The sequence below is a fragment of the Streptomyces europaeiscabiei genome, assembly GCF_036346855.1.
Lineage (GTDB): Bacteria > Actinomycetota > Actinomycetes > Streptomycetales > Streptomycetaceae > Streptomyces > Streptomyces europaeiscabiei.
Map to the genome: position 1 here is coordinate 10,394,781 of NZ_CP107841.1, position 11,852 is coordinate 10,406,632.

Consider the following 11,852-nt stretch of genomic DNA (forward strand, 5'->3'; position numbering starts at 1 on the left):
GGAGTACGCGTGAGAGACATACGCTGCGTGTCCCGCCCCCTCCGCAAGTCCCGCTCCGTCCTCGCCGCCCTGCTCGGCGCCGCCGCGTTGCTCGGCACCGGCGTGTTCGCCTCGCCTGCCGGGGCGGCCACGGCCGCGCCGGACCCGGCCTCGTTCTGGACCGCGGAGCGGATGCGTCGGGCCGCTCCGTTGGATCTGCTGCCAGTAGACCGCACCCAGGTGAAGGCCCCCTCGCTCGCCAAGGGCAAGGAGCGGACCATCGCCCCGACCCTCCCGGGCGCCCTGAACGATGTCGGGGCGCTGGCCTTCCCCAACAGCGGTGGGCCCTGGACCGGTGGCGGGGCTGTGGTGTCCACGGCAGGACGGGTGTTCTTCACCTATCAGGGACGTACGGCCTCGTGTTCCGGCAATGCGGTCACCAGCGCCAACAAAAGCACCGTCGTCACCGCCGGACACTGCGTGAAGCTGGAGGGCGCCTGGCACACCAACTGGGTCTTCGTACCTGGCTACCACGACGGACAGGCCCCGTACGGCAGGTGGAGCGCCACGAAGACGCTGTCCACGCCGCAGTGGACCGCGAGCGAGGACATCAACTACGACGTCGGCGCGGCCGTCGTCGCCCCGTTGGACGGGAGGCTGCTGACGGACGTCGTCGGCGGGCAGGGTCTGGCCTTCAACACCGGCTACAACCAGGCGATGTACGCCTTCGGGTTCCCCGCGGCCTCCCCGTACGACGGGGAGAAGTTCATCTACTGCAGCGGAACCACCAACCGCGACTTCCTGCTCTCCAACGACCATGGCATGAACTGCAACATGACCGGCGGCTCCAGCGGTGGCCCCTGGTTCACCCAGTTCAACGAGTCCACGGGCACCGGCCTGCTGTCCTCGGTGAACAGTTTCAAGTACAACTTCCTGCCGAACCGCATGTACGGGCCGTACTTCGGCACCGACGCGCAGAACCTCTACCAGACCGCGCAGACGTCCTGACCATCGGCCAGATCGTGCCGGCCACGCGTGGGCCGTGAGATCCCTGGCGTCCCGCATGAGATGACCGGGCGGCGGTGCCGTGGGCTACGGCGCCGCCGCCCTGCAGCCGACTGTCCGAAAGTCGGCTTCCGGCTCGTCTCATCCGGTCACGCGTCGCCCCGCTCGTCCGCCGCCAGAGCCACGACCCGGCGCGCACCGGCCGTGGAGCCCCGTTGCTCCAGCGCGGAAGGGGGGCGATGATGTTCGGGCCGACACGGTCTCGCTCGGTTCTCATGGGTCTCGACAACCACATGATCACCAGCACCGTACCTGCTCTGGTCTCCAGGCCCCCTGCCGCACAACGGACATGACGCCACGTCACTCATGAGACCGGCGAACCGGGTCGGGGCCCCAGGATCAGCCACCGCGGAAGGTGCCGACCGCCGCTAGTTCTAGTTCCGGTACCGGAACACGATCCGGCCGCGCGTCAGGTCGTACGGCGGGAGCTCCACCAGCACTCGGTCTTCCAGCATGATCTTGATGTAGTTCTTGCGGATCTTCCCGCTGATGTGCGCGAGTACCTGGTGGCCGTTCTCGAGCTCCACGGTGAACATGGCGCTGCGCAGGCACTCGACGACCTTGCCCTCGACTTCGATGACGTTCTTGTTCTTCGTCATCGCACCAGCTCCAGGTTGCTGCTCATGGGTCGGGCGCCGATGCCCTCGAACAGCGTCGAGGCTGCTTGGTTGGACTCGTGGACTTCGGTCCAGGCCGCGGCGAACCCGGAGCGGTGCAGCGTTCCCAACGCATGGGCCAGCAGCGCCCGCGCGATGCCGCGGCGCTGCTCGCCGGCCCGGACCGCAACCAGCCCGATGCGCGGCCGGTTCGCCGTCACCACCCGAATCAGACCCAGGTAGCGGTCCGGCGCCGCGGCCACCGCGTACTTCGACGGGTCGACGACGGTGTCGCCTTCGGGGCGGGGAATCACCTCCGCGGGCATCGACTGCCACCCGACGGTCGCCTCGACTTCGTCACGGACCGCCCGGTCCACCGCCCGCAGCAGACTCTCGTTTGCCTGACCGGCGGGCACGATTGTCACGCCCGAAGGCGGCAGGACTGCTTCGAGCCCGGTGACCCGCGGGTCGGTCGACACGACGTACTCCCACTCGCGGCGCCGGATCGTGAACCCTGCCCGCCGCCAGCCGGCCGTCCGCTCGACGTCGGCTTCGTCGACCACCGTGTACAGCGGCGCCGGCAGTTCCGCCAGCATCGCCTCGGCGAGCCGGTCGAAGGTGGCGTCGTGCCAGGCGTCGACGCTGACGAACAAGCGTCCGTCGGGCCGGTGCTCCGCATGCCCGCGGCCGACCACCAGGTCGTCATCCAGTGCATGCCATTGCCTGTCAGCGACACGCGTGATCATCACCGCGTTCTCGCTCATGTCAGACGTGAAGGGCTTCGTGTTCATCGGAGTTTCCTTCCAGGAGTGCCTCGATCTCAGGCGCTCCTGGCGACACCGAACGTCAGCCGCCGGACCGTGACGGGTTGAGGGAGCACCCATGGGTAACTGTGTTCACGGGGCTCACCTCCATACGACGACTTCACGGTCCACCACGAAAGTAGCAGCGGTGCGCCACCTCGCTCAAATCTTTTCCCTCAGGGCCGCTGCGGCGACCAAGGCGCCGACGACGGTGCTCGGGCGCTTCGGCCAGGAGGGGTGCGGGCGGGGCGAGTGGCGGGTTCGTCACCGTAGCCTGCTGCGCCGATCATGCCGAGGCCCAGGCGCAGATGATGCTCCTCCGAGCCGGTCAGCCGGGTCGGGTCAGATCACCTCCACTTGGCGCAGCAGCTCCGGTATCGCCGCGTGGACTGTGTGCAGCCGCCGCTGTCATCCACCCGGTCAGGCAGGGTTGTTGCAGGGCTCGACGCGCTGCGCGAGGTGTCCCGGCGCGGCACAATCCCGCTGCTGAGGGTCTCGCAGGCGCTGATTGGCTGCCCCGGTTGGCGGGTCAGGGGCTGGAACCGGCCGTGCAGCGGATGCGTGTCAGGGAGGGTGCCCAGGATCGGCCCGGGTAGGGCGCTCAGGGGTTCAGGGCCTGCTCGGTGGTGGGGTGACAAGAGATGAAGGTGTCGACGCCGACCAGTTGCAGGACCCGCAGAACGGACTCCTGCGCGCCGGCGATGCGTAGCCAGCCCTGCACGCCGCTTACCTGTTGATAGGCGGCGACGAAGACGTTGATGCCGCTGGAGTCCATGAAGGTCACACCGCTGAGGTCCACCACGATCCGCGGCGGCACCGTGCCGTCCTCGGACAACAAGGCCCGAGTGAGGACGTCCTTGACGGTGTGGTCGATCTCGCCCTGCACGGTCACGACCCGGACGTCGTCCACCATTCGGTGTTCGACGGAGAGCCGGCCTGGCCGGTCCGCATTCTCGATGTCGGTCACCGTCTCCTCGACTGCGTTCGGGCTGGCCCTTCGGGTCAGGGCATGCGCGGACGATTCTGCCCCAACGCCCCAGCGGGATGCACCCGGGTGGCGATGCCGAACAACACCGTTCCTAGAAACTGAGCGGGTGTGAGTCCTTGTGCCAGGTCTCATGCTCGGCCGAACGCCCCGAACGCCCCGAACGCCCCGAACGCCCCGAACGCCCCGAACGCCCCGAACGCCCCGAACGCCCCGAACGCCCCGAACGCCCCGAACGGTGTTGGACGTTTTGGTTGCCCGCGTTCACCTCGCAGTCGGCCGGCACGGATCGTGTCCGTGGTCCGGGGATGCGGGGGCGGGGTTCCTCACGTTCGGGAAGACTCAATCTGGCCTGGCCGGTCCGATGCCTCACCGCATCACTCCGGTGCTGTGAGGGTGGTGTCGTCCGTCGCCGGATCGGGTGTCCCTGGGCGCGCCTTCCGATCGCCACGGCGGCAGCATCATGGCGGGTGGTCTGACGAGTCGTGCTGGTCAGTGGTTTCTGCCAATGCTGGGCACCCCAGCGGCTGCTGCAGGCCGGGCCCACGGCGACGACCGCGATCCTCGTGGCGTCGGCCATCGAAGCGAGCCGGGCGCGGAGCCTGCCCGTGGGTATGCCGGAAATCGGCTTGCGCACCCACCGGACGCAGCACCTCCTCACGATTCAGGCGGTCGAGTCAAGGCCGTACGCGTTACGAAAACTCTCCAGCCGTCGACGGCGGCCGGGAGGCGCCGGGTAGCGCAGCCAGCGCAAACACTCGGCGTCTTCGCGGAACGGGGCGACGTACTCCAGCGCGTAGGCCACGTCGTGAAGCCGCGGTGCCGGGCGGGCGCAGTTCCAGTCGATGATTCCCACCGGTCGGTCGCTCTGCCACACGACGTTCCAGGGGGCCGAAGCCCCTGGCGGACGACCTCGTGGTCGCCGGGGCTGCCCGCGCCTGCGGACCAGGTCGCGCCCGGCGGGGGCGAGAAACCGGCGTAGGCGTCGCGGTAGTCACGCAGCAGCCGGGCGAAGTCCCTCAGACCCTGGTCATCCACGCCCTTGGCCCAGCCCGCAGCCCCGGAGCCACCCTTGATGAGGGGCAGAACTTCACGCCCTCCACCGTCGATTCCCAGAGGGCGGGGCGCATGGGCGAAGCCGACCTCCTCCAAGTGCCGCAGTAGCGCGTGGATGCTGGTTGTCCACGGCTGGACGGGCCTGCGGACAGCGTCACCGATCCGCACCACTCGACGATGGGCATCGTCCTGCAGCACTTCCTCACCGGCCACCCGATGCACGCTACCCAGCCGCCCGAGCTCACGGCACCTCGATTGCCCTCAGCGACGGCTGACGGCCAGTTACCTCCCCGGCAAGTGGCCGACAGTGGGAATCCCAACTGGCCACCAGTACCCGTTCGATCGACAAACCCCAAGATCGGTACAACAACAGCTACTCAGCTTCTTGTTTAACCTCGGCCGTTCACCTGACCCGCTGATCTTGGTTCGTTCCCGGGACAGCGGAGCGGCCGTTCTTCACGCTTCGAGGTGCAGAGCAACGGCACCTGAAGGAACGGCCGCTGGTGAAGAGTCTCACCGCTGAACAGTCCGCCGACGCCGCGTTGGGCGTCCTGTCCCACTTTCGTGTCCAGTTCTACGACTGCCTCTACACCCGGGCGGATGCGCTCTTCGAGCTCACCGACGCGGTGCTGTGCTCGGACGGCCCGGTGACGTCGCTGGTCGAGCTGACGCTCACGGCCGAGCACCGGCGCGGGCACGGAGCGATGTACGACGCGGTCAACCACGGCTGACTGGAGCCGCGCCGCCTACGCAGACTGCTGGCCTCCACGCCGCTGCCGCGTGCCGCCGACGGGCGGACCGTACTCGCGGTGGACGTGAGCAACTGGCTGCGTCCGGACGCCCCCACCAGCCCGGAGTTGCTGTTCTGCCACGTCTACGGGCGGGGCCGCAGCGCGGATCAGTTCATCCCCGGCCGGCCCTACTCCTTCGTCGCCGCCCTGGAGACGGGACGCACGTCCTGGACGGCCCTGCCGGCCGCGATCCGGCTGGGACCGTGTGACGATGCCACCGCAGTGACCGCCACCCAGCTGCGGGAGGTGGTCACCCGGCTTGTGCACGCCGGGCAGTGGCGGCCGGGCGACGCGGCATCCTCGTCGTCATGGACACCGGCTACGACGTCACCCGCCTCGCTTACGTCCTGGCCGACCTGCCCGTCGAGCAGGTCGGCCGGCTCCGCTCGGACCGCGTCATGCTCCGGGATGCCGGCCCACACCGCTCTACCCCACGCAGCGGACAGCCCCGCAAGCACGGCGGTGTCCTCTCCTTCTCCAAGCCGGAGTCCTGGCATACCCCTGACCAGGCCACGACGTGCGACACCACGCGCTACGGCATGGCCGAAGCTCGCCTGGGACCGGATGCACCCCCGGTTGCAGGCCCGTGGCCCCTGGCTCGATCACTGCGGTGAACTCCCTTTGATCCATGACACGTTGATCCGGCTGAAGGTTGAGCACCTGCCCGGTGACCGCGACCCGAAGCCGGTGTGGCAGTGCTCCTCGCGCACCAGCATGACCGGCGAAGACGTCGACCTGCGCCGGCAGGCGTTCCTCCGCAGATTCGATCATGAACATACCTTTCGGCTGTTCAAGCAGACCGACTTGTGGACGTGGCTGATCACCGCCGCCCACACCCAACTCCGCCTTGCCCGGCCCCTCGCCGAGGATCTCCGTCGGCCCTGGGAACGGCCGCCGCAGCCTCTTCGGCTCACCCCTGCCCGGGTCCGCCGGGGGTTCCGCCACCTCCGCGTGAATACCGCCCGTCCCGCCGACGTGCCCAGACCCTCCAAGCCAGGGCCCGGACGCCCACTCGGCTCGAAGAACGCAGGCCCGCCCCACGTCACGAGCCGGGGAAGATCGTGGAGCGAATCGAAACCCGCACCGAACACGTCCGCCTGAAACAGCAGCGAGGCTAATGATCAAGCTAACGGGTTGTCCGTCCAGAACACCCACTTGACCTCGGTGAACGTCTCGGAATCACCAAGGATCCCCAGCGCACAACCCACCAGGAACGCGGCACCGTCCCAGTCCGTCCACTCAGCCAGTCCCTCAGACAGATCCACGAAGCGATCGTGTCAGCACAGCATCAGAACCGGTGAACGTTCCCGGTCACAACGCCTGCGGCGACCCCCTGCCGTGATCGCTGCCCTGTAACGGCGGTGGCCTGGCGCGCCGTTGACCCCGCTCAGCTCGCGAGAGGGGTCCAGCCGTCGTGCGCGTACCAGTACTGAGGCAGGCCCTTGGTGCCGCTGGTGCGGAACGGGAGGCCGTGGTCGTCGATGCGCTCGGTCCCGGTACGGCCCTGTGAGGACCAGTCCAGCTCCAGATACCAGAGGCAGTCGCAGTCGACGGTCCGGGCGTCGACCATCAGCACCTTGGGATCCTTCGCGGTCACACGGTAGGGCATGCGCACCGCCGGGGTCCTTGCTGAGCCCTCACCGCCCTGGACCGTGCGGGCGATCGGCTGGTCCATGTCCAGATTCACGGCGAACGAGCGGGGGTCCAGGTCGGCACCGCAGCCCTGGCCCGTGAAATAGACGGTGCCCTTCACCGGGGTGGCCCGTCCCACGACGCGGACCCGCAGCGCTTCCAGTACGACGGCCGCGTCGGTCCGCCCCTGCACGGAGATGTCCACGAGTGTCTGGCCGCCGTGTACGGCGCCCTGTGTACGCGCCCACGGTGTGGCGTCCTGCGGGGCCGGGGGAGGCGGCACCTGCTGGGGTGCCCTGTCGATGATGTAGTCGTGATCGCAACCGGATGCCCAGAGCTGGGAGTTCACGGTCCAGGTGAGGGGCGGGACGGCGGGAACGGCCTTGGCGGAGGGGCTCGTGGACGGGCTCAGGGATGGGCTCGTGGACGGGTTCGACGAGTGGTCGTCCGTGGGGGGAGCCTTCGGCGAGGGAGTGCCGGGTGGTCGGCCGCGCGTGGGGGAGGCGGGTGCGGACGGTGACGGGGAGCCCTGCCGTGCGCCCGCGGTCGTCGTGCCGGACGTCCGGTCGTCGGCGGTGGCCGAGGAGCGCCCGGACGGCAGGGAGGACAGGCTGCCCAGGGTGGCGATCAGCGCGGTCGCGAGAGCCGCGGTGACCGCGACGCGGTGCCTGTACCAGGGCTTTCGCGAAGCACGGCGCGACGCCGCGTCGTGCTCGCGCGACGAGTCGGGGAGGCTCTCCGCAAGGGGCTCCAGGGGACCGGGCAAGGGGCCGGGCACGGAGTCGACGGCAGTCGCGGCGACGGAGTCGGTGGCAGTCATGGAGACGGAGTCGGCGGCCACCGAGGACACGAGTTCGGCTGCCCCGTCGGCCAGGGGGCCCTCGCTGCCCGCCGAGGGGGCTCCTGCGGCTTCCGGCGCGGACCCGGTCGTCGTCCGGGAACGTTGTCGTGCCGCCGCTGCCAGGACCCACCGACGGTGCAGCTCGATCCGTTCGGCCGGACTGGCCTTGCACATCGCGGCGAACCGTTCCACGGAGGCGAAGCCGAGCGGCACGGCGTCCCCCGCGCAGTACCGATGCAGCGTGGAGGCGTTCATGTTCAGGTGCTGCGCGAGTGCCGCGTAACTGCGGTCCGTGCGGGCCTTCAGACGCCGCAGCAGCGCCGCGAACTCCTCCACCTCGTCCTGGGACGACACCGATACCTCCTGCCTCGCATCCCAGGACGGCATCCCTGGAAGTCCGTACAGGGAGAGGTCAGATGGCCTGGGATGGTTCCACGGCTGTGGGTGGGGCGGGGTCGGCTGTGCCCGCAGCGCGGGGTCGCCGATGCTCTTGGGGTCGCCGGAGCCGTCTGCGCGCCGCGGAAGGTGTCCTGCCGACGCACGGCGCGTGCAAACGGCAGCACGGTGTTGAAGCCCCGGACCGGCCCTGCGAGGCGACGTGCAGGGCGAGCGCCCGATGCGAGTGGCCCTGCCAGAGCAACTTGTAGGCCGGGGTGTGCGCGGGCCTTATCGCGTTCAGCCTGTCGGCCGACAGGATCCGACTCGTCCTGCGTCCGGTCGGCTCGTCCTCCGTCCGGTCGGCGTCCGGGCGTGCCGCCGCCGACAGCGTGTCGCTGGTCGCCGGTGCGGGCCATGGGGTGTGCAGACAGGCGCGATGGGTGGCGGCTGAGGCCTCCACCGCCCGGCCGAGGAGCCGAGGACCTGCCACGGCCGAGGAGCCGAGGACCTGCCACGGCCGAGGAGCCGAGGACCTGCCACCAAGGAAGCCTGTCCGCGACCCGAGGGCGTCGGAGGCACCGTCTGCGTCACTTTGAGTGCCCTATTCCGGTAACGCGGCTTCCGCCCAGGTCAGGTCGGCGGAGTCCTCCAGTGTGTGCGGCGTGCCCATCAGTGCTGTGCCGAGCGCTGCGGCGCGATGGGAGTCGCCCGGTACGGTGACCAGGCTGAGGGTCGGGCCCTCCGGTCCGTCCTGTACGCCGAATGTCAGCTCCTCCGGGGCTTCCTGGTCGGTCAGGGCGGCCGTGAGTACGGCGCGCAGCAGGGTTGTCCGTGCGGGGCTGTCGGCTGGTGGGGTGGCGTCGTCGGCCTGGGCGTGGATCGTCACTTCACAGCCTGCTTCCCGGGCACGGCCGACCAGGTCACGCAGGGGACCGTCGAGGACGCCCGGCAGGTGCAGTTCGTCGCGGATGGACTGGGCCAGCCGGTTGGCCCGGGCTCGGACAGCGACCGGGCCGGGTCCGTCGTCGCCGCGGTCCGTGGCGATCGCGTGGAGGAAGGGCACGATCTGCGTGTCGATCTCCCGCAGCCGACGGTGGTGCTGTTCGGCTCTCGCGCGTGCGGCGGACTCGGTGGCGATGACGACCATGCGGTGCTGGTGGGCATCCAGTACTGCCCCGCCCAGAGTGACCAGCGTGCGCCGGATGACCATGCCCATCACCACCCCCGTCGCCGGAGCGAGCATCGCGGGAAGCGTCATGGCGACCGTGCTCGCCGCCGAACCGCCGCCCGGGGGATCCATGGCGGTCAGCGCGGCGATGCCCGCTTCCTCGCACAACAGCGCGAGGACCGCCTGGCGGACCGGGCGCACGATGACGAGCAGGGTCAACAGCGGTGTCACCGCGCCGATCGGCCACGAACGGTAGTCCGTGACGGCCTGCGGTGGGATCACCAGCAGGCAACTCACCGCGCCCGTGACCGCAATCACCAGCAGTGGAACGGCCACCCGTGCGCTGATTCGGCGGTGAGCCCGGGTCAGCAGTACGCAGGTGGCCCCCGCCAGCACCAGGTACCAGAGGAGGTGTCCGAGCAACGCCGGCGTCCCCACCGTCTGGATCACCGCGACCACGGCCATGACCACCAAGTACGGCAGGCACACCGCCGCCAGTGCCCCGCGCACGTCACCCACGGCGGCGCGCAGCGTCTCCCGCTGTCCGCGCGGGCGCCCCGGCGCACCGCCGTGAGCGTCCGGCGCCGGGGCGCTCCACCTCAGGCGTACCGTTGTGCCGTGTCCGGGACGGCTGCGTACGTCGGCCACGCCGCCGATGTCGGCCATGCGCCGGCCTATGGAGTCGCGTAGGCCCAGGGCGGTCCGGCGGACCTGGGACGGCACGAATCCGCGGCCGTCGTCGGCCACCGTCAGCTCCAGGTCCCGGTGGTTCCCGCGCAGCCGGACCACCACGTGGGCGGCACCGGCGTACCGTACGTTGCGCAGCGCCTCGACGGCCGCTCCCGTGCACGCTGCGGCCACCTCATGGGGCACCGCCAGTTCCGCCGGGAAGTGTGTCGTCACCCGCGGCCGTGGGACGCCGCCCACCGCCGTTGCCGCCAGCCCGGTCAGCAGCGGTACGAGGTCGGTGTCCGCGCCGCCCTCCGCTCCGGCCGAGCCGACCGTCAGCGCTGCCACCGCGCGGCGCGCCTCGGCACGCCGTTGTTCGGCGGGTACGCCGTTCATGCCCGCTACACGCAGCGCCGACCCGACGTCGTCGTGCAGCAGCCGCTGGAAGTCGCGTCGGCCTCGCCGGGCGGCCCGCTCCCGAGCGGCGGCCTCGCTCGTGTCCTCGTCCTCGCGCATGGCGGTGTCCGCGCGGTCCCCGGCGGCACGCAGGACGGGGGCCAGTACCGCTGCGGCCACCCCTCCGGCGAGCGCCGGCCACACCCCCTCCAGAGCGGTTCCCACGCCCTCGTGCCACGCGGCTGCCACCTGCGCCGCCAGCGCGACCACCGCCGCCGAACGCCCCCAGGCCCGAGGTAGATAGGCCACGGCGAGAAGGACCGCGGCGGCCGTCGCCATGCAACGCAGGCCCACCACCAGCTCGGCGGACCGCTGCACCGCGTACGCCGTGTGCACGGTCACGGCCACCGCCACGGCGGACCAGGCATCCACCGGACCGATGCGGACGAAGGCCCCCCGGTAGGCCCAGGCCGTCGCGGACGCGGCGAACAGCGCTGTGACGCCCAGGGACAGCGGATGCCGATGATCCGAGACGGCCAGCGAGACGGCCGTGAGCCACCAGGCGAGCGCGAACAGCAGGGACAGCCCGGCGAACGAGCGGCGAAGAGCGCTTTCCACTCCGGATCGATGGGTGCCGCGTCGGGTCACCCGGCGTCATCCGGGGAGGATGTGCCGGGCCTTCCGGTACCGGTCGGGTCCAGGTCGATGTGGCCGTCCACCATCGAGCGGTACACCAGTTCCGAGTTGTCGGCCAGCCGGGTCCCCTCGTCCTTGGCGAACGCCTCGATGGCCCGCCTCCGGTGAGTCCTGACCGTCTCCTCGGTCATGTACAGGCGGCGGGCGATGACCGCCGGCTTCAGTCCCCGGGCCAGCAGCTCCAGTACTTCGAGCTGGCGGGGGCTCAACCGCACCTTGCCGCGCCGGTCGTGGACGATCTGGTGGGCCAGCCGGCTGGACACGTACGCCCTCCCTGCGTGCGCCGCCCTGATCGCCTCGGCGAGTTGGGCGTCCGGGTCCTCCTTCAGTACCAGTCCGAGCGCTCCTGCCTCGATGCCCCGGCGCACCACCACGGGGCGGTGCTCGCGGCTGAACAGCATGACCTGCGGACCCCACTGGCGCAGGCGGTGGACGTTGGCGGCGATGTCGCTGCCGTCGTTCAGTTCGATGTCCAGCAGAACGACCGACGGGAGCGCCGATACTCTGGACGGCAGTTCATCGACGTTCTCGGCGCTGCCCACCCAGTCGATCTCGGGTGCCGACCCCGCGAGGCACGCCTGGATGCCGTGCAGGATCACCGGGTGGTCGTCGACCGCCGCCAGGCGCGGTCCGGTCGCGGCGTCGTCGCCGGTGCGCGATTCCCGTGTGTCGTTCATGCCGTTCTCCCACCCCCGCGGCCCGCCGGCCACCTGGCCGGGCTCAACGGCCCCACCAAGCAGGTCTACCACTCGTGGTAGCCCGGCGTCTGTCCCCGTGGCCGGGGACAGACGGGCACA

9 protein-coding genes and 2 pseudogenes are annotated in these 11,852 nt (G+C 70.4%); 2 read left to right on the forward strand and 9 right to left on the reverse strand.

Translation table 11 applies throughout. The annotated features are described in order from the left end of the window. Nucleotides 1–9 precede the first annotated feature (9 nt). A complete protein-coding gene (locus OG858_RS45145) occupies nt 10–987 on the forward strand; it encodes a trypsin-like serine peptidase (RefSeq protein WP_086752118.1) in 978 nt (325 codons plus the stop codon). Nucleotides 988–1,418: 431 nt separating this feature from the next. Here OG858_RS45145 and infA read toward each other — a convergent pair whose 3' ends face one another. From infA to OG858_RS45170, 5 genes and pseudogenes are all read right to left on the reverse strand, one after another. After that, on the reverse strand, nt 1,419–1,643 hold the full coding sequence (infA, locus tag OG858_RS45150) for a translation initiation factor IF-1 (RefSeq protein WP_010981942.1): 225 nt from the start codon (nt 1,641–1,643) through the stop codon (nt 1,419–1,421). After that, entirely contained in the window at nt 1,640–2,431 is a 792-nt protein-coding gene (locus OG858_RS45155; RefSeq protein WP_086752122.1) for a GNAT family N-acetyltransferase, read from the reverse strand. Before OG858_RS45155 ends, infA begins: the two co-directional genes overlap by 4 nt. Nucleotides 2,432–3,044: 613 nt before the next feature. Then, nucleotides 3,045–3,410, reverse strand: a complete 366-nt coding sequence (locus OG858_RS45160) for an STAS domain-containing protein (RefSeq protein ID WP_319267293.1) — start codon at nt 3,408–3,410, stop codon at nt 3,045–3,047. A gap of 112 nt (nt 3,411–3,522) precedes the next feature. After that, nucleotides 3,523–4,062 (reverse strand): annotated as a pseudogene (locus OG858_RS45165) (hypothetical protein); the annotation flags it as partial. 30 nt (nt 4,063–4,092) lie between these two features. Further along, the gene (locus OG858_RS45170; protein ID WP_218779676.1) at nt 4,093–4,284 is read right to left on the reverse strand and encodes a phosphotransferase; all 192 of its coding nucleotides are present in this window, start codon (nt 4,282–4,284) and stop codon (nt 4,093–4,095) included. An 826-nt stretch (nt 4,285–5,110) separates the two neighbouring features. Here OG858_RS45170 and OG858_RS45175 point away from each other — a divergent pair. Then, nucleotides 5,111–5,889 (forward strand): annotated as a pseudogene (locus OG858_RS45175) (transposase). Nucleotides 5,890–6,396: 507 nt separating this feature from the next. Here OG858_RS45175 and OG858_RS45180 read toward each other — a convergent pair. The 4 genes from OG858_RS45180 to OG858_RS45195 form a co-directional block, all read right to left on the reverse strand. Beyond that, entirely contained in the window at nt 6,397–6,540 is a 144-nt protein-coding gene (locus OG858_RS45180) for a hypothetical protein (RefSeq protein WP_179201541.1), read from the reverse strand. A 122-nt stretch (nt 6,541–6,662) separates the two neighbouring features. Then, nucleotides 6,663–8,135, reverse strand: a complete 1,473-nt coding sequence (locus OG858_RS45185; RefSeq protein WP_319267291.1) for a helix-turn-helix domain-containing protein — start codon at nt 8,133–8,135, stop codon at nt 6,663–6,665. Between the two features lie 592 nt (nt 8,136–8,727). Continuing rightward, entirely contained in the window at nt 8,728–10,977 is a 2,250-nt protein-coding gene (locus OG858_RS45190; RefSeq protein ID WP_319318512.1) for a sensor histidine kinase, read from the reverse strand. Between the two features lie 26 nt (nt 10,978–11,003). After that, nucleotides 11,004–11,732: a response regulator gene (locus tag OG858_RS45195; protein WP_086749307.1), complete on the reverse strand. Its 729-nt coding sequence runs from the start codon at nt 11,730–11,732 to the stop codon at nt 11,004–11,006. Nucleotides 11,733–11,852: the final 120 nt, after the last annotated feature.